Origin of the sequence: Vibrio hepatarius, from assembly GCF_011806575.1 — a bacterium.
Classification (GTDB): Bacteria; Pseudomonadota; Gammaproteobacteria; order Enterobacterales; family Vibrionaceae; genus Vibrio; species Vibrio hepatarius_A.
Map to the genome: position 1 here is coordinate 46,011 of NZ_JAATOO010000021.1, position 25,762 is coordinate 71,772.

The following is a 25,762-nucleotide window of genomic DNA, read 5'->3' on the forward strand; positions in this document are numbered from 1 at the left end:
TTTTTGAGGAGATGATGTCGTGAAACTATTTTTTGCCTCAGACCTGCATGGCTGTTTGCCTGCAACAGAGAAAACACTGCGAGCGTTTGACGCATCAGGATGTGAGTATTTAGTCCTGTTGGGCGATATTCTCAACCATGGTCCACGTAACCCTATTCCTGAAGGCTATAACCCGCCTGAGGTTGCAGAGTTACTGAATCAGTACGCCGATAGAATCATTGCTGTGCGTGGTAACTGCGACAGTGAAGTCGACCAAATGCTGTTGTCTTTTCCGATGATGATGGATTTTGCTTGGGTGGTGTTAGAGTCCGGACAACGACTGTTTGTTACGCACGGACACCTTTATAACGCGAGCAAACGCCCACCGCTAAAGCTCGGAGACATAATTGCCCACGGCCATACGCATATCCCTGTAGCGGAATTAGATGGTGAGCAATTCGTGTTTAATCCAGGCTCTGTGACTTTTCCGCGCAACGGCTTTGCGCCGAGTTACGGTGTGCTGCAAGATAATCGGTTGAAAGTGATGACATTTGATGGGGATGAGATCGTATCAACCTCGATTGAATAACCGCCAATATAAAACAAGCTGCGGTACTTGCAGCTTGTTTCGGTTATTTTCGGTCTGAATGACCGAGATCTCGCTCTGGGTCAATGATGTCTCTGACTTTTTGCTTCAGTACTTTCGCCTCTGGGAAGCCGCCGTCGCGTTTTCTTTCCCAAATTAGGTGGCCATTACAATGAATTTCAAACCGTCCGCCCGTATCTGGATGAAGCGACACGGTGTCGATTTCCTCACTAAAAGTATGTAACAACTCTTGTGAAAGCCAAGTTGAACGCAACATCCAGTTGCATTGGCGGCAATAGTAAATATCAATAATCGCTTTATCCATACATCCTCACAGTAAAAGCTTAATTCCAACCGCAAAGGTCAGTAGTTCAAAACAAATTTTAATCACTTGGTTACTGTATTTGGTGGTTAAATGAGCGCCCAAACTGCCGCCCAAGAAAGACCCCAGCAAAAGTATTGGCAGCCACGGCCAATAGATAGGCGCACCTGCCATGGCGACCGCTACACCTCCGATGCCATTCCAGAATAGACCGACACATAACATCGTTAGTGCGACGGCTTGCTTGTAGCTGTAGCCGAACCAGCGGACAAGAAATATCGTGACGAGTAAACCCGAGCCAGCAGTTAGTGAGCCGTTGATAATGCCGATCACAACTATCCCCAATCCACCAACAATCCAGCCTTTAACATCGCGATGGGTTGGTTGCGCGGTTTGTCCCAGTTGCTTTTTCAAGCGAGAGTAAATACCGATCGCAAGGATCATAAGCCCGAGCATCTTTTCAGCGATGTGTTCTGGAATCAACAAGACAATATTGGCGCCGATAATAACGCCGACACTCCCAACCAATACCAGATAGGTCGCGACTTTTAGGTTAAAGCTCTTGTGCTTGATATGTGTATAGGCTGCGCCTAACCCGAGTGCAACACTCGCGACTTTATGCGTCGCTAGAGCGATGGAAAAAGGCAGACCGAAGAATATCAGTAACGGGAACTGAAGTAAGCCAGCACCGCCACCTGAGAGCGACGCCAAGGTGTTGGAGATAAATGAACCAAAAAACAGTAAAAGGGAATTGAGCCAGTCCATGAGCAAAGCTTAAAATTAAGGGGCATCATGCCCCTTATTTAAATGAAGTTAGTTAGAGAAAAGTACCGTAGAACCGTGGTTTAAGCTAGTTAAAAGCAAGGTTTTCTCATTCACAATATCGATACGGCGGCTCTGTTGTGCGTCCATCTTGAAGATTTGCGTAATCAATGCGAGCTGCTTTTCGGTAAAGTTTTTGCTTTGGTCAGAAGAGATATCTTTGAATTCAACCGGAGAAACCAGCAAGTAGTTGTCGCTAATTTCCCACTGACCCGTTTCAGAAATGTTAATGACACTTTCACTATCTTCGTTTTCGGCAAACAGTTTTACCGTCGCCACACGAATGTAGGTTCCGTTTGGTAAGTACTTAACGTTCGAGCTAATATCGACTTTACGCAACGAACCCACTGCGGTGTCTTGCATCTGTTCGGTGATGAAAGTAACCATCTTAGATTGCCATTCACTCGACGTAATCGCTTGTTCTACTTTTAAGTCGCTTCCCCAGTAAAGCCAACTGCTGAATAGCGCGGAAAGAGCAAGTAGTCCAACTGCAACTTTTTGTTTCATGTTCTTGTTCCTATTTGCACACTTTACTTAGGTCTTCTTGGCTCGCGTAGATTTTAAAGGTGATATTCTCACCGGAATGCTCTAGCGAGTGAATGTAGTTCAGTACCAAGTTGTTGTTCTGACCGCCTGTTGCGATCACTTCTACCGGAGCTAACTCCCCAGTATGTGTTTCGTTGTAGCGTTTAACACACTGTTCGATGGATTTCGTCCAGCGGCTGAGGTCTGGATGATTAGTTGGTGTTAGTACTGGCGTATTATCGTAGACACCGACTTCACGGAATCGAGACTCACTTGGGGTAGTAAATAGGATGACACACAGTGGCAATAGCAATGCTAGGAGAATCAGTACTCGAGGTGGCCATTTTTTGTCCGTTTTCTCATTAATAACAGGGGCGACAGGCGCAGACTCTGTTTCTGCTGGAGTGACCTCTGGCTCTAGAACCGACTCAACATAGCTGCTCTCCTCTGGTGTGAGTAGTGCTGCGTCTTGCTCTTCAATTGGTTCTTCAACCACAGCTTCACCGCTCATTAACGGTACCGTTCTTTCAACTGACGCGATAAGTTGGTAGCCACGCTTTGGCACAGTTTTCACAAACTGAGGAGATTTGGTTGAGTCTTGGAGAAGCTTCCTAAGCGTTGAGATAGCTTGGGTTAAGCTTGAGTCATCCACTTCGAAACCTTGCTGACGCCAGACGAAGTCATGCAACTCATTTCGAGAAACGATGGCTCCCGGATTCTCACACAACAAAGTCAGAATACGACTTTCATTGCTGCCTAGATGCGTGGTTTCATTATCGTTTTCTTTATCTACAAGCGAATTTGTATTGGGGTCAAAGGTGAATCTATTCGCCAGATTGAACTTAGTACCTATGTTGCTCATCAATTTCGGCCATTCTTAGGGGTTTTTGTTATACAGAGTGCTCAATAGAAAGCACATACACTAAATTTGAGAGATGCTTATTTTTTTTGATTTTTTTGCAACTAGCAAGGATAGTCAAAATAAAAGTAAAAAAACACTGTTTTTATCGATTCTAACCTTGAATTTACAATTGTCACCCTCATTTTTATCACCAGATTGTATCAATCACCGCCTATTAGAGGCTTGATCAGTATAGATGTAATGGAGTTATCATGAGCGAGACAACAGTACCAAATAAAGAAACTCGTGGCTTTCAATCAGAAGTAAAGCAGTTACTTCATCTGATGATTCACTCTCTTTACTCCAATAAAGAGATCTTTTTACGTGAGTTGATTTCAAACGCGTCCGACGCATCGGATAAATTGCGTTTCCAAGCTCTATCTAACCCTGAGCTTTACCAGGGCGATGCGGATTTAGGTGTAAAGCTGTCGTTTGACGAAGCAGCAAATACGCTCACTATTTCTGATAACGGTATCGGTATGAGCCGTGAAGACGTTATCGAACACCTAGGTACGATTGCGAAGTCGGGTACCGCAGAGTTCTTCTCAAAACTGTCAGAAGACCAATCTAAAGATTCACAACTCATCGGCCAATTCGGGGTGGGTTTCTACTCCGCGTTTATCGTGGCTGATGCCGTGACGGTACGCACTCGTGCGGCAGGTTTAGCGGCAGAGCAAGCTGTTCAATGGCATTCTGCGGGCGAAGGTGAGTACACCATCGAAAGTATTTCAAAAGAAACTCGCGGTACAGACATCATTTTGCACATGCGTGACGAAGGAAAAGAGTTTCTTAACGAATGGCGTCTGCGTGAAGTGATCAGCAAATACTCTGACCATATCGGCATTCCTGTCTCTATCCAAACCGTCGTTCGCGACGAAGAAGGTAAAGAAACCGGCGAGAAAAAGTGGGAGCAAATCAACAAAGCTCAAGCACTTTGGACGCGCAACAAAGCGGATATTTCTGAAGAAGAGTATCAAGAGTTCTACAAGCACGTATCGCACGATTTTGCGGATCCATTAACTTGGAGCCACAACCGTGTGGAAGGTAAGAACGACTACACAAGCTTGCTTTACATTCCGTCAAAAGCACCGTGGGATATGATGAACCGCGACCACAAATCAGGTCTGAAGTTGTATGTTCAACGCGTGTTTATCATGGACGATGCCGAGCAATTTATGCCGTCGTACCTACGTTTCGTTCGCGGTTTGATTGATTCGAATGACCTGCCATTGAACGTGTCTCGTGAGATTCTGCAGGACAACAAAGTCACTCAATCATTACGTAATGCGTGCACTAAGCGTGTTCTTACTATGCTTGAGCGCATGGCGAAAAACGACGCAGAAAAATACCAGTCGTTCTGGAAAGAGTTTGGCCTTGTTTTGAAAGAAGGCCCAGCAGAAGACATGAGCAACAAAGAGAAGATTGCTGGTCTATTGCGTTTCGCTTCAACAGAAGTGGACTCGGCAGAACAAACGGTGGATTTAGCTTCTTACGTTGAGCGTATGAAAGAAGGTCAGGATAAGATTTACTACCTGACAGCAGACAGCTACGCAGCAGCGAAAAACAGCCCGCATTTAGAGCAGTTTAAAGTAAAAGGCATCGAAGTTGTTCTGATGTACGACCGCATCGATGAATGGTTGATGAACTACTTAACGGAATTTGACGGTAAGCAGTTCCAGTCAATCACTAAAGCTGGCTTGGACTTAAGCAAGTTTGAAGACGAAGCGGAAAAAGAGAAGCAGAAAGAGACCGAAGAAGAGTTTAAATCTGTGGTTGAGCGCACTCAGGCTTACCTAGGTGACCGAGTTAAAGAAGTTCGCACAACGTTTAAACTGGCGTCGACACCAGCGGTGGTTGTGACAGACGACTTCGAGATGGGGACGCAAATGGCTAAGCTACTTGAAGCAGCTGGTCAAGCGGTGCCTGAAGTGAAATACATCTTCGAAATCAACCCACAACACGAAATGGTGAAGCGTATGGCTGACGAAGCCGACGAAGAAGCGTTCGGTCGTTGGGTTGAAGTTCTGCTCGGTCAGGCAATGCTGGCAGAGCGTGGTTCTCTGTCAGATCCTTCACAATTCTTAGGCGCGGTGAACTCGCTTTTGACTAACGGCTAATAGCTAAAGATGTTCGAAAAGCTCGCAATTTGCGGGCTTTTTGATTTATTTGCGCTTATCGTGAATAAAAACTGCAAAAGCGGCGGCTAAGTGTGAGTGTTTAAGCATTCTTTAGTCGTACTGCGCGCTTACAACCAAGATTGTATGATAGAATGCAATCTTGAAACCAAGCGTACAGGTGTGTAATGTGCACGCCTGTCAGATGCCAACTCCATCAATTATGTGCTCATTGTTGCAATAGAGAGCGGTGGATACCGAGATGTGGACCGAAACTTAATTGCTGCCGTCTACATTGTTTGTCGGTAACGACGCTCAAGCAATCGATTAAATGCGTAATACATGGCGTTGGTTTTTTACTGTAAAACAGTTATACCGAAACTTACCGTGAGCTGGGCTAACCCTGTTAGCTGGCATAGTGAGCTTCGGTATAAATTATTATTATCTTAAGAGGATTAAACATGCGCATCATTCTTCTAGGTGCTCCAGGTGCAGGTAAAGGCACACAAGCTCAATTCATCATGGAGAAATACGGTATTCCACAAATCTCTACTGGTGACATGCTACGTGCTGCAATCAAAGCAGGTACTGAGCTTGGTAAACAAGCTAAAGCTGTAATTGATGCTGGTCAGCTAGTTTCTGATGAAATCATTCTTGGTCTAATCAAAGAGCGTATCGCTCAAGATGATTGCGAAAAAGGTTTCCTACTAGATGGCTTCCCGCGCACTATCCCTCAGGCTGATGGCCTAAAAGAAATGGGCGTAGACGTTGACTACGTAATCGAATTTGACGTCGCTGATGACGTAATTGTTGAGCGTATGGCTGGTCGTCGTGCTCACCTTGCTTCAGGTCGTACATACCACATTGTGTACAACCCACCTAAAGTAGAAGGCAAAGATGACGTAACGGGTGAAGATCTTGTTGTTCGTGATGACGACAAAGAAGAAACCGTGCGTGCACGTCTTGGTGTTTACCATGACCAAACGGCTCCTCTTATCGCTTACTACGGTAAAGAAGCTGAAGCAGGCAACACTAAGTACCTAAAATTTGACGGTACTAAGCAAGTTGCTGAAGTAAGTGCAGACATCGAGAAAGCACTGTCTTAATTTGTGACTCAATTATTTGAGCAAGACTTCGAGTAAGTTTTGAAATTTGTTATAGTGAAGGCGACCTTTTTAGGTCGCTTTTTTTATGCTTACACATTGATCTATAACGGTGTTATAACGTAAATAGCTAATTTAGTGGCGGTAGGATTCTATGCAAAATAATAACAAACAAGGTGTGTTGCTGGTTAACCTAGGCACACCAGACGAGCCAACTGCGCCTGCGGTGAAACGTTTTTTAAGCCAGTTTCTACACGACAAGCGTGTGGTAGATATGACACGTTGGTTGTGGTGTCCGATTTTACACGGTGCGATTTTACCGATCCGTGCACCTAAAGTGGCCAAGTTATATCAATCAGTGTGGATGGATGAAGGCTCGCCGCTGATGGTTTACTCTCAAAGACAAGCCGCAAAGCTCAAAACGTTGCTACAGGTGCCTGTCGAGCTCGGTATGACTTACGGTAATCCGAGCTTAGAAGCGGGTGTTAAGGCGCTAGTCGAGCAAGGTGTCGAAGAAGTGATCGTATTGCCTCTGTATCCTCAGTATTCAGGAACCACCACGGCGGCAGCGTTTGATGGACTCGCGAAAGCACTCAAGCAAGTGCCTGTGATGCCGGCATTGCAGTTTATCAGCGATTATCACGATCATCCGCTGTACATCAAAGCACTCGCAGAGAGCGTTCGTCGTTCATGGGAGCAAAAAGGTAAGGGTGACTACCTACTATGTTCTTACCACGGTATTCCTAAGCGTTATGCGGACAATGGCGACGTTTATCCAATACATTGTGAGCGTACAACCACGTTACTAGGGCGTGAGTTAGGTTTAGAGCCAAACCAAATTGGTATGACTTATCAGTCTCGATTTGGTAGAGAAGAGTGGTTGAAGCCATATACAGATAAGACGTTAGAGACGTTGCCTAGCAAAGGCGTACAAAATCTAGATGTTATCTCTCCGGCGTTTTCTTCTGATTGTTTAGAGACACTTGAAGAACTCTCTGACCAGTGTCGTGAGCTGTTTATGGAACACGGTGGTGGACGATTTAACTTCATCCCTTGTTTGAATGATGACGATTTGCACATCGAAATGATGGTGGATTTGATCAAAAACTAGTTCTTTCTCCTATCAGAAACCTCAATAGAAAAGGCCACTTGCGGCCTTTTTTCATTTCTACCGCTGTTCTTTTGTCTTGTTACACCGCTTCCTACCTAGAATCGACCCCTGTTTGAAATCCTGATTCGAGTGATCGAGATCTGATTTTTTTTATCGAAAATTAACTCGCTTAAAAAAGTCTGCGTGATCCATTTATCGTTATTGATGACTTTATTGGTATTTTATGTGTTTTAGATCACTAAAAGTCATTTTTTGTATTTTTGTATTTTTTATAACTAATTGTTTTTATTTGATTTTAATGGCGTGTGATTTTTAAAAGTGAGGAAGATCTCACTAGTGAGAGATTTATTTTTCTTCGTGAATTAATTTAGCCAGTATGAAAGCCAAGCCAGGGAGGCTCTCCCATTTTGCGGTTAATTAGTGATAAAAACTAAGTTTGTGCCGCGGCTAATTTTAAGACTAAGGTAGATTAAACATGAAAAAACAATTCACTCTAGGCGCACTTTCGCTACTTTTCGCTTCAACTGCTTTTGCCGGTTCTTCGTACGTAACGGGTAACGTACAGCTTCACTCTGATGCAGATAAAATGCACGGTTCAGATGTAACTTCAACACTAGAAGCAGGCCACACGTTCGACAACCAAATGGGCGGTTTTACCGTTTACACTGAGTTTGATGGTATTCAACTTGGTGAGATCGAAGAAGTAAACGGTCAATCTATGCAAGACGAAGTGTACGTCACTGTAGGTGGTGAGCAGTCTTTTCAAATTACCGACAATCTATGGGTAGCCGCGGGTTACCAACACTTGTTCCATGAAGGTGAAAGCCTACAGTACCGCCCATTGGTTAAAATTGGCTACAACTTTGACAACGGTCTATCAATCAGCAACCGTACTCGTGCGCACATCGATGCAACTAGCAACGACGCTGATACGGACTACCGCATGGACAACCGCATTGCTTACACGGTGAATGAAGACCTAGCACTAAGCTACAACAACGTGTACATGATCGATGCAGAAGTTATGGATCATGAGTTGCGTGCTACTTGGACGCGCAACGGCGTTCAACCATATTTTGAGTACCGTAACCAAGGCGACAACACAAACAACGCGTTCGTGTTCGGTGCTTCTTACGGTTTCTAACCTTTTTCTAAAACTGTCCTTGTAATAAAAAGCCCGGCTCATCACCGGGCTTTATTTGATCGCAATGTTTGTATTAAGCGACTTTAACTAAGGTTACTTTCCTTCGTAACGACGGTACTCAAACACTTGGCCTTTTTCGTTAAAGGCGTAAACCGTGTAAGCGTCTTGTTTGTCACCGTATTCCATTCCCGGTGAACCCATTGGCATACCAGGAACCGCTAAACCTTTCGCGTTGCGTGGTGGGTTTTCTAAGAATGCTTTGATGTCTTCTGCTGGGATATGACCTTCAAAGACGTAGCCGTCGATCTCGGCAGTATGACAAGATGCCAACTCCGGAGTGATACCAAGCTTTTGCTTTATCGGGTTCATGTTTTCGTGCAGTTGTTCGGTGACGTCGAATCCTGCGTCTTTCATGTGTTTTGTCCACTCCGTACAACAGCCGCAATAAGGCGATTTATGATTCAGTACGTCTGTCGCCAGTGCTTGACCTGATAGCAACATAAATGCTGCGAGTGAGAGAGCTTTAACTTTCATAGGAACCTCTAGGAACGAATGGATGTTTTGAATAATCTTAGTCGGTTTGCATTGCTGACAACGGTAATCGAAGACAATGCCATGGCGGCTCCCGCGACTACGGGGCTAAGAAGAAAACCAAATGCTGGGTAAAGTACGCCTGCAGCAACTGGGATACCCAGTGTGTTATACACAAAGGCGCCAAATAGGTTTTGCTTCATATTCTTTACGGTGGCTTTCGACAATTCGATGGCTTTAACCACGGCAAGTGGTGATGAGTTCAGCAGCGTCATTTGTGCACTTTCAATTGCAACATCACTGCCGCTGCCCATCGCGATACCAATATCGGCAAGCGCGAGAGCTGGTGCGTCATTGACACCATCACCAATCATGGCGACTTTCAACCCGCTTTGTTGTAACTGTTTAATATGGCCTGCTTTTTCATCCGGTAATACCTGAGATATGACCTGCTCGATACCGATTTGCTCTGCGATGGCTTTCGCGACGTGATGATTGTCACCCGTTAACATCACAGGCGTAATATTTAGCGCTTTCAATTCTGCGACGGCCTGCTTGGCGTCTTCCTTCAACGAATCTGCAATCGCTATGATGCCGACCACTTTTTCATCTAGAGCTATGACTATTGGGGTGGCCGCGTTTTGCTCACTTTGCTGGATAGCATCTTTGAGTGGTGATAAGTCCCAACCTTGCTTTTCGGCGTAATTCAAAGAGGTCGCCGACAGTGTTTGCGACTGGTACTGACCAAACACGCCTTTACCACGTTCATTGCTAAACGCACCCACCTCGACCGGAGTCACGTTACGGTTATTCGCTTCGTTAACGATGGCTTTGGCTAACGGGTGTTCAGAGTGCTGTTCAATACCTGCGGCAAGGGCGAGTAATTGCTTGTCATCACCATCAACCGAATATAGTGACTGAACTTCTGGCTTGCCGAGCGTTAATGTTCCTGTTTTATCAAACACAACCGTATCGATCTTGCTAGCACTTTGTAAAACATCGGCGTCTTTGATTAGTATGCCCATTTCCGCTGCTTTACCGATACCCACCGTCACGGAAAGTGGCGTCGCTAAGCCGAGCGCACAAGGGCAGGCGATAATCAATACTGTTGTTGAAACTACCAGCATGTAACTGGCTTTCGGATCTGGGCCAACCATAAACCAAACTGCGGCAGCAAGAATGGCAATCGCGACGACCACAGGTACAAATATTGACGAGATCTGGTCTGCCAATTTAGCAATCGCTGGTTTGCTGCTTTGTGCTTCTCTCACTAACGAGATGATACGAGACAACATGGTGTTGCTGCCAATGCCTGTTGCCTTGATGATCAATCCGCCGTCTTGATTTAGTGTGCCCGCAGAGACAAAGTCTGATGTCTGTTTATGAACAGGTACAGGCTCCCCTGTCAGCATGGATTCATCTAGGTAAGATTGACCCGAGACAACTTGCCCATCGACAGGTACTTTTTCGCCCGGTTTGATTCTTAACTGCATCCCCAACGTAATGTCGTTAATTGAAACGGTGACATCGCCATTGTCGGTTACTTGGGTGGCTTCGTTTGGCTGCAGGTTAATTAAGGCTTGCAGTGAGCGCGTTGTTTTCGCTTTTGCTTTTGCCTCTATATAGTGACCAAGCGATATCAAACCAATGATCATCGCGCTGGCTTCGAAGTAAACATGACGCGAGGCTTCAGGGAACCAAGTAGGGAACGCAACGACCAGCATTGAGAATAGCCAAGCTGCGCCCGTTCCGAGTGCCACTAGGGTATCCATGGTAGCGCGCTTGTGAGTCAATGCTTGCCAAGCGTTGCTGAAGAAGCTTTTTCCTGCCGTAGAAAGAAGCACTAAACAGATGATGCCGATAGCGCCCCAAACCAGTTGGTCGCTGGTGGAACGGATCATCATATTGCCGCCAGCTAGGCCCCAGAGCATCAGTGGACCACCGACGAGTAAGCCCGCCCAAGCACTTTTCTTAAAGTAGGCTTGCGTCTGAATTTGTTGCTCGAGTTGTTTGCTTTGTTGTTGCTGTGGGTCGTCAATGACTTCCGCTTGGTAACCCGCGCGCTTAACCGAATCCAATATGACTTGGATCGTTTGCGAATCCTCAGATGTCACGAACACTAAAGCGCTTTGTTCAGCCAAGTTGACCTGTGCCCGCTCAACATTGGCATTGCTGAGCAGTGCCTTTTCAACCGAAGTCACACAGCTGGCGCATGTCATGCCGGATAATAATAAGTGAATAGCCGTTGCCGAGTCAGAAGGTTGTTCATTTTTCACTGTTTCAGTAACAGGTTTTTCTTCTACGACTTCAGTGGGAACCGGGTCTACTTTTTGTTGGTAGGCGTGATAACCACAATCCTCTATAAGGTCGATGACATCTTCAAGTGCAAGAAGGGTAGATACAGTCAGTTCTGTTTTTGATACATCAAATTGCCCCACCAATGGTTGCTCTTCGAGCTTCGCTTTCACCTTGCTAACACACTTGCCGCAACTTAACCCTTCTAAGTAAAGGTGGAATTGATGACCCGCTTGATAGCCGAGCGCGTGAATCGTTGTTTCTAGATCCGCGAACGGATGATCACTCGTTAAAACGACCTGAGTTGGAGACAGCTCTTTGATCGTGACGTTGTATTTTGATGTGAGTTCTCTTTCTACTTTCCTTGCACAACCCATGCAATTTAAACCAGAGAGAGGAATATCGAACTGATACATACCTAACACCTTCAAATATTGGATTGCTATTGAGCATAAACCTTTCCTCAAGGGAAAGGTCAAGCTTTTAGGAATTGTTTTTAAAAACGTCAAAATCACCTTGCTAAGTCTCTGTTTTGACAGTTTTTTATGCGAGTTATATCAATATTATCCAATCGCAAATCTAAAGTTCCGTAAATTGGAAAAAAATCGCTGTGAAGTGCGACGAAATTTTATTGCTTTCTGTCTGTTTGCAAGTGATGAAAAACAAAATTGACGTTTATGTTTAACGTTTGCTTGTTTTTAAGGCTTTGATTTTAAATGATTTATATCGGTTTTTATTTTTTGACTTTGAAGGAGGTCAGAGTTTTTTTTGAGCTAATTCCTAACACGAAAGAAGTTTGCCAACATTTCCCCTGTCCATGCAGGGTCTTTACGTAAATCGAGCTTTGGTCTGCGTAAAGACCCATATAAATAAAATTCTAAAATAGGGGTTTTTATTATGTCTCAATTCAAAAAAACAATAATCGGAGCAGCGATTGCAGCGAGTACTTTGGCCACAGGTAGCGTTTACGCAGATGGTGCGAACAGTGATGCAGCAAAAGAGTATCTAACCAAAGACTCATTTGCTTATGAGGTTTACGGCATTATCGCAATGCAAGCCGCTTACCGTGACTACGACTCTGGTAGCTCGGCGACAGACGACGACCTAGGTGGCATGCAGCTAAATAATGAATCTCGTGTTGGTTTCCGTGGTAAAAAACAATTTGCAAACTTTGGCCCGACTTTTATCTGGCAAATTGAAGGTGGCTACGTAGACCCAAGTTTTGGTGGTGAAGGCGCAGGGCTGGGTGAGCGTGATACGTTTGTCGGTTTTGAAGGTGAATCACTGGGTCAAATCCGATTAGGTCGCGTTCTGACACCAATGTACGAACTTGTCGACTGGCCTGCGTCTAACCCTGGTTTAGGCGATGTTTATGACTGGGGCGGTGCTATCGGTGGTGCGAAATATCAAGATCGTCAGTCCAACACAATCCGCTGGGACTCTCCTTTATACGGCGATGCATTCTCTATTGACGCCGCAGTCGGTGCGGGTGACAAAGCTGGTCTAGGTGAAGGCGACGACTACTGGGCGGGCATTGCAGCGCACTACAAACTCGGTCCGATTCAATTTGACTTAGCTTATGAAGGTAACCGAGATATCGTCACAGAAGGGCAAAACTGGGATAACAATACCTACTTAGTTGGTATGCAAGGCTGGTTTGATAACGGTATCTCATTCTTCGCTCAGTACAAATACATGGAAGCGGATGCAAGTAATGGTGTAGACGAGAAACAAGACGCGGTTTCTGCTGGTTTGATGTACACCACTGGTGACTGGCAATACAAGCTGGGCTATGCAGCGAACTTTGACCTAGAGCGCGATGGTAAGACAATCGACGATACCGCGGATGACGTACTGTCGGCGCAAGTGATGTACTTTGTTGACCCATCAGCAGTGCTTTACGTACGTGCGCGTACTCTAGATTTCGGTGACGGTGCAGAGACATTAGACGATGCAACAAAAACTCGTTGGAAATCGGCAGACTACGATGAGTTCTCTGTCGGCGTAGAATACTACTTCTAACGCTAGCCATAAAAAGGGCGGCAACGCCCTTTTTGGTGTGAGTACTCATTTACATAGATCACTGAAATACCCGGCCTGTTGTTTCAGTGATTTATCTAAATTGGTACAAGATGAGAAAACCATGATGAAAAAAACAACGACAGTTTTAAGCCTTTGCGCCTTGCTTACTTCGCCTGTATTTGCCGCTCAACTGACTCTCCAGCAAGAACTCGTGCCTCGAGTGTTAAACGGAGAGTTTGTCTATCCTGAGCGCATTTCTGCCAATAACAGCATTCAAATTGAAGAGGGGCACAACCAACTTGCGGTCACCGTGGGCCAAATTGTGTTTGAAGATGGCAAGCGCCGTAAGTTTGATTCTCAACCGTTGATCTTGGAATTTAGCGCAGAAAAAGACGCCGAGCTTACGCTGAGTTATAACAAGCTGCGCACAATTGAAGAAGCAAAAGCGTTTGACCGCGAACCTAAAGTGACGCTGTTAGATGATAGCGGCAGCAAAGTAGAGTTCAGCATGACTCAGTTGCGTAAAGGGGGCATGCAAGGCTTTAGGGATTATGAGCGCGAAGTCGCGGACTACAATCTGGCACTGAATAAGCGAGTGACCAAAGAGAGCATCGCTCAGTCTCCGCAAGAAACCCAAAGTCTCAAAGCGTCATTTAACAATTTAAGCCGTGAAGAGCAACAAGAGTTTATGCAATGGGCAATGCGTAATTTGAAATAGTCCTGTAAGACGAGCGAAGAGTTCAATGGGAAGGCAGTTCATTTATCTGGGCTGTCTTGCGGCTATTTCTGGCGTCAAACCACACGCAAGGATTGTAACCTTGCTTTACGGTGGTAAAATGTCGCCACTTTTATCCTTGATATTACAACGAGCTCACTCGTTGCTCATTACCCCTAAGGAACTCAGATGACGGTTAAAACTCGTTTTGCTCCTAGCCCAACAGGCTATCTTCACGTTGGTGGTGCACGTACAGCACTGTACTCTTGGCTATTTGCTAAAAACCAGGGCGGTGAATTCGTTCTGCGTATTGAAGATACTGACCTAGAGCGTAACTCTCAGGAAGCTGTAGACGCGATCTTGGAAGGCATGCAATGGATGGGACTAGAGTGGGACGAGGGTCCTTACTTCCAATCAAAGCGTTTTGACCGTTACAACGAAATGGTTGATAAACTGCTAGCAGAAGATAAAGCGTACAAGTGTTACGCGTCAAAAGAACTGCTAGAAGAAATCCGCGCTGAGCAAGAAGAGAACAAACAGATCCCACGTTACGATGCTAACCACCCTAAGATTGTTGCGGCAAATGCAGCGGCAAAAGAGGGCGACCCTTGTGTGATTCGTTTCCGCAACCCGAAAGAAGGTAGCGTAATCTTTGATGACCAGATCCGCGGTCGCATCGAGATCAGTAACCAGCAACTGGACGACTTGATCATTCGCCGTACTGACGGTTCTCCAACTTACAACTTCGTCGTTGTTGTGGATGACTGGGATATGGGTATCACTCACGTTGTTCGTGGCGAAGACCATATCAACAACACACCACGTCAAATCAACATTTATGAAGCCTTGGGTGCGCCAGTACCAACATTTGCACACTGTGCGATGATTCTAGGTGATGATGGTGCGAAATTGTCTAAGCGTCACGGCGCGGTATCGGTAATGCAATACCGTGATGAAGGTTACCTACCAAACGCGCTAAACAACTACCTAGTTCGTTTAGGCTGGTCTCACGGTGACCAAGAAATCTTCTCTCAAGAAGAGATGATTGACCTGTTCAGCTTGAACGCGATTTCTAAGTCAGCGTCAGCGTTCAACACTGATAAGCTGCTTTGGTTGAACAACCACTACATCAAAACATCTGAGCCAGAATACGTGGCTAAGCACCTGCAATGGCACTTAGATCAGCAAAAACTGAATGTAGAAAATGGTCCGGCGATTACGGACGTAATCAAACTGGTTGGTGAGCGTTGCAACACCTTGGTCGAGCTTGCTGAGCAAATCCGATACTTCTACGAAGACTTTTCTGAGTTTGAAGCGGGCGCAGCGAAGAAACACCTGCGCGGTGTAGCAAAAGAGCCTCTAGAACTTGCGCTTGCGAAAGCAGAAGCTCTGCAAGAGTGGACAACTGACAATATCAAACAAGGCGTAATCGCAGCGGTTTGTGAAGAGCTAGAAATTGGTATGGGCAAAATCGGTATGCCACTGCGTGTTGCAGTGACTGGCGGTGGTCAATCACCATCAGTTGACGCTGTGATGGAACTTGTGGGCAAAGAGCGTGTGATTGCACGTATCAAGATGGCTCTAGACTTTATCGCTGAGCGTGAAGCGAACGCGTAAGCCAACGACTTATTTTGTTTGAAAAACCGCAGCTAATGGCTGCGGTTTTTTTATATCTCGAGTATCAATAATTAAACTTAGTTGCATAACAGTTGTGTAAAAGCCCTTATAAATTAACAGGATATATACTATTTAGACGAGTGCTTAGGTCGCCCATATCATCGATTTGTTCGTCTTGAAAGTGAGAATTGCGTAAAATCGTAATCAAATAGTTAAAATTGACACAAACCAATTTGTACTGCTTATGAGATGAAGTTAACATTGTGCCTGATTCATACTGTAACGCATTACTATCTGGAGCGTGGAGTGTATCTCTAGATAGTGTCAATGTACGTGTCAATTAGGAATATAATAATGAAAAAGTTAGCAGCAGTAATTTCAACGACTCTTATCATGGCATCAGCTTCAGCCAACGCTGAAGTGTACTTAGGTGCTAAAGCGGGGGCGACCTTCCTACACAGCTTATGTGACTCTGGTACATCAGGTTCGTGTGATGAAGATTCATGGGCTCTGGGCGCTTTTCTAGGCTACGAAATCAACGATACGTTTGCTCTTGAAGCAGGCTTTGATGCGCTGGGTGAGACAACTAGTGGTGATCTAGACGATGAGTCTTTAAAAGCTTACACCATCGCACCTCGTTATACTCAAGAACTAGCCGATGACCTAGATGTGTTCGCGAAACTAGGTGGTGCATTTGTAGATTACGCAGATGAAGAAGATTGGGCACTACTAGGTGCAATAGGTTTGTCATACAACCTAACTAAGAACATCGATCTTCAAGCAGAATACCAGCACATCAACTACATCGATGTTGACGTTCGTGAGTTTAACGCTAACTCATTCACGCTTGGTTTCCGCACTAAGTTTGGCGGCAGCGATGACGAAACGGCTGAGCCAGTACAAGAAGTCATGGTTGAAGAAGCAGTCGAGCAACCAGTTGAAGAGCCAGTAGAACCAGTAACGAAGAAGTTTGAAAAAATCTCTATTGATTCTGGTAACTTTGAACTAAACAGTGCTGAGCTAAACTCAGAAGGTAAGCAAGAAGCGGATCGTCTAGCAGTACTGATGAACGAGCACCCTGAAGCTAAAGTTGAGCTAGTCGGTTACACCGATTCACTAGGTGCAGCTTCATACAACCAGAAGTTGTCTGAGAAGCGCGCGCAAGCTGTTGCTGATGAGCTAATCGACCAAGGTGTTGATTCATCGCGCATCACTGTACGTGGTGAAGGTGAAAACAACCCAATCGCATCGAACGACACTAAAGAAGGCCGCGCGAAGAACCGTCGCGTAGAGATCTTGGTTCCTGAATTCGAATACGAAGTGAAGTAATTCACTACTCAATCAATACGAAAAAGCCTTGGTTAATCCCAAGGCTTTTTTATGCATTTAGTACGGTCATTTCAAATCGATACTATTGAGTCTACCCATAAACTCTAATATTTCTAAGTTGTCTTTGTTGGCTTCGAGCAGTGCTTTCTTTGTTTTAGTGTAAGCCGCCAGACGGCCATGTTTTTTGATTGAGCAGACAACGCTTTTGTAAATCAATTTACCGTTGTCATCATAATTTCGCCATGCGGCAATATAGCATTCGTCTTTCGCGTCAGGGTCGTCTTTGGTTGGTCGAGGTTTAAAGATGATTTTTGGTTCCACAGAGTGAGGCAGCCTAGTCATCAAATATGGATCTTTTAACAGTCTACGCCAGAATTTGCCCCACATCGCAGAACCCAGTTCATTACGCAGTTTGATCGCTTTCTTTAAGCCTTTCTTTTCTCCGATACGCACATAACCCACAGAGCGATGAAGAACTTTATCGTCTGGCGTATGGATATGTATCTTAAACGCAGTCTTCGCTTTAGAGATAAACCGATGACCCGTATTTGTGGTCAAGTTACTCTTTTTCATTCTATTACTATCGACAACTTTGTTAGTTATATTTTAGATGACTGTTACGATAACGCGCAGTTAGATGGGCATATAACGGAGTGATGTACCGATTGTCTCAAAATTGAATCTCATTGACTTATTGAGATGCGAAATTGCGACGTCAGAGAGCAGTTTGGACATTTCTGATAATGAAAAGATGAAATATTCTTAAGCTTGGTAAGAAAAAAAAGCCGACATGAGTGTCGGCTTGAGAAAAGTTGGCGCTCCCGACAGGATTCGAACCTGTGACCTATCCCTTAGGAGGGGATCGCGCTATCCAGCTGTGCCACGGGAGCGTGGGAGTATCATACTAAAAATATCGCTGATGTTAACCTTTAACTTACTGATTTAAAGTAGTTTGTGCATAACGTCGCCAATTTGGATACTGGTGGCGAGTTCCGCTTGATCGACCGTCAGTTCCGCTTCGCCATCATATACGCGAGAGACCGTTAAAGTAATATCTGTTTCGGTCACTTTGTTACGCGGCAAACCACGTTGGTCGATGAAAGAGCCTGTATGCCAAAGCTGCAGTTTGTCACCTTCTTCAACGCCATGGATACGACCTAAATCAATGGTAATCGTGTTGCCCCATTTCGCCACGACTTCCGGCAAAGTGATTTTACAAGAGACTTCAGATTCTAAGTCCAGCATGATGTTGCGGCTAACACGTAGCATCATGTCACCAAACGTCGACGCCCAGAAGCGTGCGCTTCGTGTATCCACTTGGCTGGTTTTTGGAAATGGCCAACGCGCCACTTCACGGTAGTTTCGGTTGTACACTTCGTTGCCGGTCTTGCCGTCGAACACGGTCATCTCAAGCGCAAATTGGCGGTTAATCACGTCATCTTTAATTAAGTTTTGGTCGATAGTTGCCGTTAGGTCGGTAATCACGCCGCCGATAATGTACTGTGCACCGCGGTCTTGAGCGATCATCTTGAGTCTTTCAGGGAAGCGTTTATCAATTTCGTAATCGGTAGTACCCACTGAGACGAAGTTCACCGACTCTTGATCTAACTGGCGATTAATCACATTAGCGAAATCATCACCGATGCTGTAAATCTGTCCCATGACTGCTTGTTGAGGTGACGCTACATCGATGTTGCCGACTAGGAAGGTTTTTTTATATTGCTCAACGTGGCAACTCGTTGCCGACGGATAAATGTCGATTCTTGCTTTCACGAACATTACACCACGTCTTATCCCTTGCTCTTCAATCAGGATGTAGCGAACTTCGCTGTTGGTAAACTGGTACTCTTTGTTTTCACTCTCTAAGAATGGTCGTAAGTTAGAAATACTGCCGATGTCCGCTCCGGAAAACTGAACGGCTTTATAGAGTGCGTCTTCCAAAGCGTGGACACGCGCGACTTCTTCAGACGAAACCACGGTTGCCGTCCCTGTTACTTCATACCATCCCGCTACAGCATTGGCTGAAAATAGGCTGATACACAGGCTTGAAATAAGGATAAGAAGCGATCTTTTCATGAGTGTTTACCAAGTTGGTTCGTTTTTTGCTTGTTAAAATTTAGCTAATTTTGGCATTGCTTTCGAATTGGTTTGCACAGTTAGAAAAGCAAGGAGTGTTCCACTTTTGAAAGAGAGCAAAAAGCGGAGCGCTTTAAGGCCTTAATGTATCGGAGATTAGAGAATGAAGAAATGGTTATCGTTAGTGCCTGTGGTTTTTCTTACCGCCTGCGCTTATGCGCCAATCTATAACGGTAAGGAACCTTATCCAGGTTCTCAGTTTATGTTGATGGAAAGCCCACGTCATACCCTCGACTTTTTTATCGAGAGTCTGACTGAAGACTTAATGATTTCAAACACCAGTGTTTCAGCGCGTACACCAATTGCAGTGACTTCGTTTGTTGACTTGCAAAATATGGACGCGACAAACTGGTTGGGTAACTCGGTGTCTGAAGGCTTTATCCATCAGTTCCAACGACGCGGCTTTAAAGTCGTCGATTTCAAAACGACAGGTTCTATTCAGGTGACGAACCAAGGCGACTTTGCCTTTAGTCGTGACTGGAAAGATTTGGCGCGAGAGCAAGACATTCAGTTCGTTTTAACGGGGACAATGTTGCGTCAAGAGGGCGGGGTCTTAGTCAACGCTCGTGTTGTTGGCATGCAATCACGCGTTGTCGTAGCGACCGCACAAGGCTTCTTGCCAGCGGATCGTATCGGTCGCGACTTGGATACATTGAATAGTATCCGTACGCAAGATGGCGTGCTGATTCGTTCAGACCCAATGTTCTCTCAACCTTACACTGTGATTTTACGTCCATAGGAGCGGGTATGAAAAAGTTATTATTACTCGCATTCACTGTGGTGCTGTTTGGCTGTCAGCCACTAACTAACATGCGTCCAGGAGACTTTCTGACCGCGGTGGGTTACGCGAGTATCAGTGAACAGAAAGGCCGTAATGAAGAAGAGAAACAAGTGCGAGCGATGCGCGCATCAAAAATAGACGCTTACCGAGAGCTGGCAGAGCAAGTTTATGGTATGCGAGTCAGCGGCAGAGCAGATTTGCTTGACCAAAGATTGGGTACCGAGCAAACGTCAGGTGCGGTAGATGGCGTGATCCGCGGTGCGGAAGTACTGCGTAGCTACAAAGTTGGCGACAGCTATGTGACTGAATTAAGACTTGATATTCAGAAAATGAATCGACTAAGAGATTACGGCGAAGTACAACAAGTGCCGGAGAAGCGTCAACAAACTCTCTTCTAGTTGCGCTCCACTCTTTAATCTCCAAATAAAAAAGCGGCAAATATTGCCGCTTTTTTATACTTGTTATTTGCCGTAGCTCTCTAAGCTTTCAGGTTCGTGCCTAAAGTGGTTACGTTCTTAGTTTGTCCCTCGGCTGTGTAGGTCATGCCTAACTTACCTTGAGATTGCTGCATCAAATTGTTCAACTTATTGAAACTCAGTTGTGCACGCTGCAGGGCTTCGCCGTTTATGGCATTGGCTTGCTGGCAATCTGCGATGATACTTCTGATCTGTGTCACCAGAGGGCTCAACTCTGGGTCACTAGTCAGACTCGCGACATCTGGGTGGCGGCTGATACGTTCATCCGTCACTTTGAGCTGCTCAATCAGCGTGATCTTTTGCTTTGCCAGTTGTTCAATGTCTTTGGAGTTTCTGCTGGTAATGGCGAGCTTTTCCTTCTCTAGTAATAGAGAAAGTTCTTCGGCACTTTTAAGTTGAAACTCAACTAAACCTTGTAATGCTGCCATAATCTTCTTGCTTTAACTTATAAGCCGCCAAGTTCTTTTTCGAACTTCATCATGTTGTCTGCGAGCTTTTCAGGGTCAACAGTGTAAGAGCCATTAGCAATCGCTTCTTTGATTGCTGCGACTTTCGCTTTATCAAAACTTGGTTGACTGGCCATTTGGTTATGCATTTCACCCAGCGCTTTACCTTGAGTGCTGAGAGAAACTGCATCTTGTGCAACGGTGGTTTTCTTTGCTGACTCAGTATTTTCTGTACTGTTGTCGCTACGAACCGAACTCCTCGTTGAAGTACCGATAGGGTGTCCAGTTCTAATGTTATCAATGCCTGCCATGTGTGAGCCTTTTACTTGTTACAAACCTGTAATGTCAATATCGGCCAAGCTGCATTTTACTTTAGCCTTTTTTAACACATATTTAGAACACAACCGTTACTTCAGATATCCCGGTTACACGTCCCTCGATTATACGGTTACTTTTGCTGTTTTTCACTCTTATCTGCTCACCGTGGGCTCCATCCGTGAGCGCGGTGCCTTTTGTTGTAATGGTCATACCAGACTTTGTCGCTTTTATTGTCACGATCTCGTTACGACATACCACGCAAATGTCGCGTTCTTCGACGATATCGCCGCTTTGTAGATTTTTTTTGGTTTTTGCGCCAATAACTTCTGATACTGAAGAGAAACCTTGTCTTCTAAACCGTTGTAGATCGACCATACTTATAGTGACATCATTAGAAGAAATAATCTGGCCACGTGAGAGTGGGGTGGTTAATGTGACTTGCGGACCTGTGCGGGTTAAACGAACTGGAACGTAGATACGCCAGTCTTCTTCTGGGCATTCAACCAAAACAGTGATGTTACTAGCATTTGGGTTGGTTGAACTAGACGAAGTTTCTAAGCCACTTGGGCAGTTTGTTGCAAAAATTCGACTATCTATTGAAGCTGCGTCTGCTTTTAATGTGCCACCAATAGGATTGTCAATAGTGGATGTGACATACTCTTCTGCAGCATCGCGAATCTGAGAAATCTCACTTTCCGTTGCAGAAAAGACAGAAAAACTAAAGAAACAAAGCAAAAAGCCGATAAATATATTAAAAATTTTATAGAACGCTTTACACTTTATGTCGGAAAATGAGTTTGTGAGTGATGAACTGTATGTCATTCTGATCCTCTATTTTTTCATGGCATAGTGTAGACTACCATTTTTTAGCACGAAAGTTTGAGACGGAGATGAGCTTATGTCGGGTGTTTTGGATTCTGTGAATCAGCGTACACAACTCGTCGGTCAAAACCGATTAGAACTCCTAACGTTTCGCCTAGCTGGGCGTCAGCGTTACGGAATCAACGTATTTAAAGTAAAAGAGGTTTTGCAGTGTCCTAAGCTTACTTCTATGCCGAACTCGCATCGATTAGTTAAAGGCATTGCGCATATTCGCGGCAATACAGTCTCAGTGATTGACTTAAATCTTGCGATTGGTGGACGTCCGACAACCGATGTTGAAAAGTCGTTTGTGGTGATTGCAGAGTTTAACCGTACGATTCAGGCGTTCTTAGTGAACTCTGTAGAGCGTATCGTAAACATGCACTGGGAAGCGATTTTGCCGCCACCAGAAGGTGCGGGTAAAGCGAACTACTTAACCGCTGTGACCACTATAGATAATGAGTTGGTTGAGATTCTGGACGTAGAAAAGATCTTGGCTGAGATAGCACCTGTTGATGAGACGATGGACGCATCAATCAGTGAAGAGATTTCTCGTGCTGAAGCGGAAAAACCAATCGTTCGCCGTATCTTGATTGCTGATGATTCAAGAGTCGCACGTAAACAAATTGAGCGTGCAATTGCGTCGTTAGATTTTGAAGTAATCTCAGTGATTGATGGTAAAGAAGCGTATGAAAAGCTGTTAGAAATGGCAGCGGAAGGCAGCATATACGATCAGATTAGTATGGTCATTTCCGATATCGAAATGCCAGAAATGGACGGTTACACACTGACTGCTGAAATCAGGCGCCATCCGGACTTGAAAGACTTGCACGTCATACTTCACTCTTCTTTGAGTGGTGTGTTTAACCAAGCCATGGTGGAGCGTGTCGGCGCCAATACTTTTATAGCCAAATTCAACCCTGAAGAATTTGGTAATGCGGTCAAATCTGCGTTTACAAATTAAAGAGAAGTGAATGACAGTGATAACTATAAGCGATCAAGAATATCGCGATTTTTGCCGCTTCCTAGAATCTCAATGTGGCATTGTATTGGGTGATAGTAAGCAGTATTTAGTGAGGAGTCGCCTAAGCCCCTTAACTACAAAATTTAACTTAGGCTCTCTATCTGAATTACTCCGCGATGTTGTGAGTGGACGTAATAGAGAACTACGGGTAGCTGCTGTAGATGCGATGACGACCAATGAAACACTTTGGTTCCGTGACACGTATCCGTTTGCTGTATTAGCCGAAAAGTTGTTGCCGGAAATAGCGGCAAACAAGCGCCCGATCAAAATCTGGTCGGCGGCTAGCTCGTCTGGTCAAGAGCCATACTCGATGGCGATGACCGTATTGGAAACCCAGCAGCGTAAGCCGGGCATGCTGCCGAACGTATCGATCACCGCGACAGACATTTCTGCGCGAATGTTGGATATGTGTCGTGCGGGGGTGTATGACAACCTTGCCTTAGGTCGTGGACTTTCTCCTGAGCGTCGCCGTGCTTTCTTTGAAGATGCAGGTGAAGGCAAAATGAAAGTCAATGATAACGTTAAGCGTTTGGTCAACTTCCGTCCGCAAAACTTGATGGACAGCTACGCGCTACTGGGTAAGTTTGATATCATTTTCTGCCGAAATGTACTGATTTACTTCTCGCCAGACATGAAGTCGAAAGTACTGAACCAAATGGCCAACAGCCTTAATCCAGGTGGTTACCTGCTGTTAGGTGCGTCTGAGTCTTTAACTGGCTTGACCGACCGTTTCGAGATGGTGCGTTGCAACCCAGGCATCATCTACAAACTGAAGTAGCCAACCCATCGATTAAATTGAAAGCCCAGCGTTCTTGCTGGGCTTTTTATTATCTCCACTTTTGATCCCTTTCAGCTGTTATACTTATCGAGACATTCCAAACCATCAGTCATTAACTCGTTGCGTATAAGTTGGCGTGTTTATTGCTGATAACTCAATGAAAGATGAGTAATCGTAGAACGACTTTTAAAGTTGGTATGCTAATTGCTTTGTCTTTAGTACTAAACGGTCAGTTCTTTGTGTAGAGGTTAAGATGGCTATTTCTTTCGACAATGCTTTGGGTATCCACCAACACACGGTGGGTGTACGTGAGCGCAATGCTGAGGTGATTTCCACCAACATTGCTCAAGCCAACACGCCTGGTTATAAATCGAAAGGCATGGACTTCCAAAAAGCTTTGCAGGCGGCAACGTCGGAGGCAAGTATTGGTCTTAACCGTACGGATGGTCGGCATATTGCTGCCTCTACACGAGTGACAGGGGAAGTGATGTATCGTCTTCCAACGCAACCTGACACTGGTGACGGCAACACGGTAGATATGGATTTAGAACGTAACTTGTTCATGCAAAACCAGATCAGACACCAAGCGTCACTGGACTTCTTAGGAAGTAAATTCAAGAACTTAACGAAAGCGATCAAAGGGGAATAATTAGATGAGCTTATTTAATGTATTCAATGTAACTGGTTCTGCCATGAGTGCTGAATCTGTTCGTCTAAATACCACCTCAAGTAACTTGGCGAACGCGGACAGTATCTCTAGCTCGGCAAAAGATACCTACAAAGCTCGTCATGCTGTATTTGGCGCTGAATTAAGTAAGGCAAAGTATGGTAGCGACCATACGGTGCCGGTGAAAGTGATGGGTATCGTTGAAAGTGATAAGCCGCTTAGCGCGGAGTACAACCCTGAGCACCCACTCGCGAATGACGAAGGGTACATCTACAAACCTAACGTCAACGTGATGGAAGAAATGGCAAACATGATTTCTGCTTCTCGCTCGTACCAAACAAACGTGCAAGTGGCAGATGCAAGTAAACAAATGCTGCTGCGTACGCTGCAGATGGGTCAATAGGGATAAGGAGGTAACGTATGGCCGATGGCATTAATAATGTTGGTCAAAACAGCTTGTCCTATATCGACCAGCTAAAACAGATCCAAGACAAGAATAAGCCGAATGAGACCACAGGTAAGCAGGACCTCAAGCAGGAAGACTTCTTATCTCTACTCACCAAGCAGCTTGCTCAGCAAGATCCGTTTAAGCCGGTTAGTAATGACCAGATGATTGCGCAAATGGCGTCATTCGCTACTGTCGATGGTATCGGCAAAATGAACAACCAGTTTGAAACACTGAACGCTTCGATGACGTCCAATCAGGCGCTTCAAGCTTCATCATTGGTTGGTCGTGATGTATTGGTACCGGGTGCAGCTGGCGTGAAGAAGAATGACGGCGGTATGGCTGCCATGGTGAAACTACCTCAATCTGTCGATAACTTGATGGTGAGAATAGAAGATCAAATGGGACAGCTAATCAGAACATTTGATGTGGGCTCATCACCAGCAGGTGATAACCGCGTGGAATGGGATGGTAAAGATCAAAACGGTAACCCATTGCCGGCTGGCAAATACAAGGTGAAAGCCGCTGGTTTGCTGGATGGAGAATCGAAAGAGTTTGAGGTTTCGACCTACGCAAACGTCAATAGTGTTCTTCTTGGTAAAGGTGATGGTAACGTACTGCTCAATCTGGCTGGCTTTGAGTCGCCAGTTCGACTTGCTGAAGTACTAGAAGTTGGTAAAGCGTAGCTCTTGATAAAGTAGATATGCTAGCTAG

Annotated in this window: 27 protein-coding genes and 1 tRNA gene; 16 read left to right on the forward strand and 12 right to left on the reverse strand. The window is 45.1% G+C overall.

The window, feature by feature from the left end; all coding sequences use genetic code 11:
* Window positions 1-19 precede the first annotated feature (19 nt).
* Window positions 20-568: a phosphodiesterase gene (gene yfcE, locus HCZ42_RS15970; protein WP_167421684.1), complete on the forward strand. Its 549-nt coding sequence runs from the start codon at window positions 20-22 to the stop codon at window positions 566-568.
* 43 nt (window positions 569-611) lie between these two features.
* On the opposite strand, the gene HCZ42_RS15975 is transcribed toward yfcE, so the two are convergent.
* From HCZ42_RS15975 to HCZ42_RS15990, 4 genes are read right to left on the reverse strand one after another with little or no spacing between them, the layout of a single operon-like run.
* Window positions 612-890: a SelT/SelW/SelH family protein gene (locus HCZ42_RS15975; protein ID WP_167421686.1), complete on the reverse strand. Its 279-nt coding sequence runs from the start codon at window positions 888-890 to the stop codon at window positions 612-614.
* A gap of 6 nt (window positions 891-896) precedes the next feature.
* A complete protein-coding gene (locus HCZ42_RS15980) occupies window positions 897-1,652 on the reverse strand; it encodes a sulfite exporter TauE/SafE family protein (protein WP_167421688.1) in 756 nt (251 codons plus the stop codon).
* A gap of 48 nt (window positions 1,653-1,700) precedes the next feature.
* Window positions 1,701-2,216: a regulatory protein ToxS gene (locus tag HCZ42_RS15985; protein ID WP_167421689.1), complete on the reverse strand. Its 516-nt coding sequence runs from the start codon at window positions 2,214-2,216 to the stop codon at window positions 1,701-1,703.
* Window positions 2,217-2,226: 10 nt separating this feature from the next.
* Complete coding sequence (locus HCZ42_RS15990; RefSeq protein ID WP_167421691.1) at window positions 2,227-3,096, reverse strand: winged helix-turn-helix domain-containing protein; 870 nt, start codon at window positions 3,094-3,096, stop codon at window positions 2,227-2,229.
* 251 nt (window positions 3,097-3,347) lie between these two features.
* Here HCZ42_RS15990 and htpG point away from each other — a divergent pair, with 251 nt between their 5' ends.
* The 4 genes from htpG to HCZ42_RS16010 all read left to right on the forward strand — a co-directional run bounded on the left by htpG (window position 3,348) and on the right by HCZ42_RS16010 (window position 8,607).
* Entirely contained in the window at window positions 3,348-5,252 is a 1,905-nt protein-coding gene (gene htpG, locus HCZ42_RS15995; RefSeq protein ID WP_167421693.1) for a molecular chaperone HtpG, read from the forward strand.
* Window positions 5,253-5,710: 458 nt separating this feature from the next.
* Window positions 5,711-6,355 carry an adenylate kinase gene (gene adk / locus HCZ42_RS16000; RefSeq protein WP_167421694.1) on the forward strand — a complete coding sequence of 215 codons (645 nt, stop codon included), beginning with the start codon at window positions 5,711-5,713 and terminating at the stop codon, window positions 6,353-6,355.
* A 151-nt stretch (window positions 6,356-6,506) separates the two neighbouring features.
* Window positions 6,507-7,463 carry a ferrochelatase gene (gene hemH, locus HCZ42_RS16005; RefSeq protein WP_167421695.1) on the forward strand — a complete coding sequence of 319 codons (957 nt, stop codon included), beginning with the start codon at window positions 6,507-6,509 and terminating at the stop codon, window positions 7,461-7,463.
* Between the two features lie 475 nt (window positions 7,464-7,938).
* A complete protein-coding gene (locus HCZ42_RS16010) occupies window positions 7,939-8,607 on the forward strand; it encodes an oligogalacturonate-specific porin KdgM family protein (RefSeq protein ID WP_167421697.1) in 669 nt (222 codons plus the stop codon).
* Window positions 8,608-8,700: 93 nt separating this feature from the next.
* On the opposite strand, the gene HCZ42_RS16015 is transcribed toward HCZ42_RS16010, so the two are convergent.
* On the reverse strand, window positions 8,701-9,141 hold the full coding sequence (locus HCZ42_RS16015) for a DUF411 domain-containing protein (RefSeq protein WP_167421699.1): 441 nt from the start codon (window positions 9,139-9,141) through the stop codon (window positions 8,701-8,703).
* Window positions 9,142-9,149: 8 nt separating this feature from the next.
* Window positions 9,150-11,849 carry a heavy metal translocating P-type ATPase gene (locus tag HCZ42_RS16020; protein ID WP_167421701.1) on the reverse strand — a complete coding sequence of 900 codons (2,700 nt, stop codon included), beginning with the start codon at window positions 11,847-11,849 and terminating at the stop codon, window positions 9,150-9,152.
* Between the two features lie 481 nt (window positions 11,850-12,330).
* On the opposite strand from HCZ42_RS16020, the gene chiP reads away from it, so the two are divergent.
* The 4 genes from chiP to HCZ42_RS16040 all read left to right on the forward strand — a co-directional run bounded on the left by chiP (window position 12,331) and on the right by HCZ42_RS16040 (window position 17,116).
* Window positions 12,331-13,455, forward strand: a complete 1,125-nt coding sequence (chiP, locus tag HCZ42_RS16025) for a chitoporin (RefSeq protein WP_167421703.1) — start codon at window positions 12,331-12,333, stop codon at window positions 13,453-13,455.
* A 121-nt stretch (window positions 13,456-13,576) separates the two neighbouring features.
* Window positions 13,577-14,173 (forward strand): YccT family protein, encoded by a 597-nt coding sequence (locus HCZ42_RS16030; RefSeq protein WP_167421705.1) that lies wholly within the window; start codon window positions 13,577-13,579, stop codon window positions 14,171-14,173.
* A 186-nt stretch (window positions 14,174-14,359) separates the two neighbouring features.
* Window positions 14,360-15,787: a glutamate--tRNA ligase gene (gene gltX, locus HCZ42_RS16035; protein WP_167421707.1), complete on the forward strand. Its 1,428-nt coding sequence runs from the start codon at window positions 14,360-14,362 to the stop codon at window positions 15,785-15,787.
* 354 nt (window positions 15,788-16,141) lie between these two features.
* Window positions 16,142-17,116: an OmpA family protein gene (locus HCZ42_RS16040; protein ID WP_167421709.1), complete on the forward strand. Its 975-nt coding sequence runs from the start codon at window positions 16,142-16,144 to the stop codon at window positions 17,114-17,116.
* Between the two features lie 66 nt (window positions 17,117-17,182).
* Here HCZ42_RS16040 and HCZ42_RS16045 read toward each other — a convergent pair whose 3' ends face one another.
* The 3 genes from HCZ42_RS16045 to HCZ42_RS16055 all read right to left on the reverse strand — a co-directional run bounded on the left by HCZ42_RS16045 (window position 17,183) and on the right by HCZ42_RS16055 (window position 19,192).
* Window positions 17,183-17,689 (reverse strand): Fe3+-citrate ABC transporter substrate-binding protein, encoded by a 507-nt coding sequence (locus HCZ42_RS16045; protein WP_167421711.1) that lies wholly within the window; start codon window positions 17,687-17,689, stop codon window positions 17,183-17,185.
* A 240-nt stretch (window positions 17,690-17,929) separates the two neighbouring features.
* A tRNA-Arg gene (locus tag HCZ42_RS16050) sits at window positions 17,930-18,006 on the reverse strand.
* Between the two features lie 52 nt (window positions 18,007-18,058).
* On the reverse strand, window positions 18,059-19,192 hold the full coding sequence (locus tag HCZ42_RS16055) for a flagellar assembly protein FlgT (protein ID WP_167421713.1): 1,134 nt from the start codon (window positions 19,190-19,192) through the stop codon (window positions 18,059-18,061).
* Between the two features lie 163 nt (window positions 19,193-19,355).
* Here HCZ42_RS16055 and HCZ42_RS16060 point away from each other — a divergent pair, with 163 nt between their 5' ends.
* Both HCZ42_RS16060 and flgP read left to right on the forward strand, forming a co-directional pair.
* A complete protein-coding gene (locus HCZ42_RS16060; RefSeq protein ID WP_167421714.1) occupies window positions 19,356-19,991 on the forward strand; it encodes a FlgO family outer membrane protein in 636 nt (211 codons plus the stop codon).
* Window positions 19,992-19,999: 8 nt separating this feature from the next.
* Window positions 20,000-20,431 carry a flagellar assembly lipoprotein FlgP gene (gene flgP, locus HCZ42_RS16065; protein ID WP_053409449.1) on the forward strand — a complete coding sequence of 144 codons (432 nt, stop codon included), beginning with the start codon at window positions 20,000-20,002 and terminating at the stop codon, window positions 20,429-20,431.
* A gap of 80 nt (window positions 20,432-20,511) precedes the next feature.
* Here the strand turns inward: flgP and HCZ42_RS16070 are convergent, their stop codons facing one another.
* The 3 genes from HCZ42_RS16070 to flgA all read right to left on the reverse strand — a co-directional run bounded on the left by HCZ42_RS16070 (window position 20,512) and on the right by flgA (window position 22,095).
* Complete coding sequence (locus HCZ42_RS16070) at window positions 20,512-20,937, reverse strand: flagella synthesis protein FlgN (protein WP_167421715.1); 426 nt, start codon at window positions 20,935-20,937, stop codon at window positions 20,512-20,514.
* Between the two features lie 17 nt (window positions 20,938-20,954).
* Window positions 20,955-21,266, reverse strand: coding sequence for a flagellar biosynthesis anti-sigma factor FlgM (flgM, locus tag HCZ42_RS16075; protein ID WP_053409451.1), 312 nt, complete (start codon window positions 21,264-21,266; stop codon window positions 20,955-20,957).
* A gap of 82 nt (window positions 21,267-21,348) precedes the next feature.
* Window positions 21,349-22,095 (reverse strand): flagellar basal body P-ring formation chaperone FlgA, encoded by a 747-nt coding sequence (gene flgA / locus HCZ42_RS16080; RefSeq protein WP_167421717.1) that lies wholly within the window; start codon window positions 22,093-22,095, stop codon window positions 21,349-21,351.
* A gap of 76 nt (window positions 22,096-22,171) precedes the next feature.
* Between flgA and HCZ42_RS16085 the strand changes: the two genes are divergently transcribed.
* The 5 genes from HCZ42_RS16085 to flgD all read left to right on the forward strand — a co-directional run bounded on the left by HCZ42_RS16085 (window position 22,172) and on the right by flgD (window position 25,734).
* Window positions 22,172-23,098, forward strand: coding sequence for a chemotaxis protein CheV (locus tag HCZ42_RS16085; protein ID WP_167421719.1), 927 nt, complete (start codon window positions 22,172-22,174; stop codon window positions 23,096-23,098).
* Between the two features lie 10 nt (window positions 23,099-23,108).
* Window positions 23,109-23,936, forward strand: coding sequence for a protein-glutamate O-methyltransferase (locus HCZ42_RS16090; protein ID WP_167421721.1), 828 nt, complete (start codon window positions 23,109-23,111; stop codon window positions 23,934-23,936).
* A 253-nt stretch (window positions 23,937-24,189) separates the two neighbouring features.
* The gene (flgB, locus tag HCZ42_RS16095; protein ID WP_053409455.1) at window positions 24,190-24,585 is read left to right on the forward strand and encodes a flagellar basal body rod protein FlgB; all 396 of its coding nucleotides are present in this window, start codon (window positions 24,190-24,192) and stop codon (window positions 24,583-24,585) included.
* Window positions 24,586-24,589: 4 nt separating this feature from the next.
* Complete coding sequence (gene flgC / locus HCZ42_RS16100) at window positions 24,590-25,006, forward strand: flagellar basal body rod protein FlgC (RefSeq protein WP_053409456.1); 417 nt, start codon at window positions 24,590-24,592, stop codon at window positions 25,004-25,006.
* Window positions 25,007-25,023: 17 nt separating this feature from the next.
* Window positions 25,024-25,734, forward strand: coding sequence for a flagellar hook assembly protein FlgD (flgD, locus tag HCZ42_RS16105; RefSeq protein WP_167421723.1), 711 nt, complete (start codon window positions 25,024-25,026; stop codon window positions 25,732-25,734).
* Window positions 25,735-25,762 lie beyond the last annotated feature (28 nt).

What these genes read in the sequence shown, in the direction of transcription:
- chiP (WP_167421703.1), top strand. Translation starts at nt 12,331, where the DNA reads ATGTCTCAATTCAAAAAAACAATAATCGGAGCAGCGATTGCAGCGAGT.
- HCZ42_RS15980 (WP_167421688.1), bottom strand. Translation starts at nt 1,652, where the DNA reads ATGGACTGGCTCAATTCCCTTTTACTGTTTTTTGGTTCATTTATCTCC.
- flgB (WP_053409455.1), top strand. Translation starts at nt 24,190, where the DNA reads ATGGCTATTTCTTTCGACAATGCTTTGGGTATCCACCAACACACGGTG.
- HCZ42_RS16020 (WP_167421701.1), bottom strand. Translation starts at nt 11,849, where the DNA reads ATGTATCAGTTCGATATTCCTCTCTCTGGTTTAAATTGCATGGGTTGT.
- HCZ42_RS16085 (WP_167421719.1), top strand. Translation starts at nt 22,172, where the DNA reads ATGTCGGGTGTTTTGGATTCTGTGAATCAGCGTACACAACTCGTCGGT.
- HCZ42_RS16060 (WP_167421714.1), top strand. Translation starts at nt 19,356, where the DNA reads ATGAAGAAATGGTTATCGTTAGTGCCTGTGGTTTTTCTTACCGCCTGC.
- HCZ42_RS16015 (WP_167421699.1), bottom strand. Translation starts at nt 9,141, where the DNA reads ATGAAAGTTAAAGCTCTCTCACTCGCAGCATTTATGTTGCTATCAGGT.
- HCZ42_RS15975 (WP_167421686.1), bottom strand. Translation starts at nt 890, where the DNA reads ATGGATAAAGCGATTATTGATATTTACTATTGCCGCCAATGCAACTGG.
- HCZ42_RS16010 (WP_167421697.1), top strand. Translation starts at nt 7,939, where the DNA reads ATGAAAAAACAATTCACTCTAGGCGCACTTTCGCTACTTTTCGCTTCA.
- htpG (WP_167421693.1), top strand. Translation starts at nt 3,348, where the DNA reads ATGAGCGAGACAACAGTACCAAATAAAGAAACTCGTGGCTTTCAATCA.
- flgM (WP_053409451.1), bottom strand. Translation starts at nt 21,266, where the DNA reads ATGGCAGGCATTGATAACATTAGAACTGGACACCCTATCGGTACTTCA.
- flgP (WP_053409449.1), top strand. Translation starts at nt 20,000, where the DNA reads ATGAAAAAGTTATTATTACTCGCATTCACTGTGGTGCTGTTTGGCTGT.
- HCZ42_RS15985 (WP_167421689.1), bottom strand. Translation starts at nt 2,216, where the DNA reads ATGAAACAAAAAGTTGCAGTTGGACTACTTGCTCTTTCCGCGCTATTC.
- HCZ42_RS15990 (WP_167421691.1), bottom strand. Translation starts at nt 3,096, where the DNA reads ATGAGCAACATAGGTACTAAGTTCAATCTGGCGAATAGATTCACCTTT.
- adk (WP_167421694.1), top strand. Translation starts at nt 5,711, where the DNA reads ATGCGCATCATTCTTCTAGGTGCTCCAGGTGCAGGTAAAGGCACACAA.
- flgA (WP_167421717.1), bottom strand. Translation starts at nt 22,095, where the DNA reads ATGACATACAGTTCATCACTCACAAACTCATTTTCCGACATAAAGTGT.
- HCZ42_RS16090 (WP_167421721.1), top strand. Translation starts at nt 23,109, where the DNA reads ATGACAGTGATAACTATAAGCGATCAAGAATATCGCGATTTTTGCCGC.
- HCZ42_RS16030 (WP_167421705.1), top strand. Translation starts at nt 13,577, where the DNA reads ATGATGAAAAAAACAACGACAGTTTTAAGCCTTTGCGCCTTGCTTACT.
- flgC (WP_053409456.1), top strand. Translation starts at nt 24,590, where the DNA reads ATGAGCTTATTTAATGTATTCAATGTAACTGGTTCTGCCATGAGTGCT.
- HCZ42_RS16055 (WP_167421713.1), bottom strand. Translation starts at nt 19,192, where the DNA reads ATGAAAAGATCGCTTCTTATCCTTATTTCAAGCCTGTGTATCAGCCTA.
- hemH (WP_167421695.1), top strand. Translation starts at nt 6,507, where the DNA reads ATGCAAAATAATAACAAACAAGGTGTGTTGCTGGTTAACCTAGGCACA.
- gltX (WP_167421707.1), top strand. Translation starts at nt 14,360, where the DNA reads ATGACGGTTAAAACTCGTTTTGCTCCTAGCCCAACAGGCTATCTTCAC.
- HCZ42_RS16040 (WP_167421709.1), top strand. Translation starts at nt 16,142, where the DNA reads ATGAAAAAGTTAGCAGCAGTAATTTCAACGACTCTTATCATGGCATCA.
- HCZ42_RS16070 (WP_167421715.1), bottom strand. Translation starts at nt 20,937, where the DNA reads ATGGCAGCATTACAAGGTTTAGTTGAGTTTCAACTTAAAAGTGCCGAA.
- HCZ42_RS16045 (WP_167421711.1), bottom strand. Translation starts at nt 17,689, where the DNA reads ATGAAAAAGAGTAACTTGACCACAAATACGGGTCATCGGTTTATCTCT.
- flgD (WP_167421723.1), top strand. Translation starts at nt 25,024, where the DNA reads ATGGCCGATGGCATTAATAATGTTGGTCAAAACAGCTTGTCCTATATC.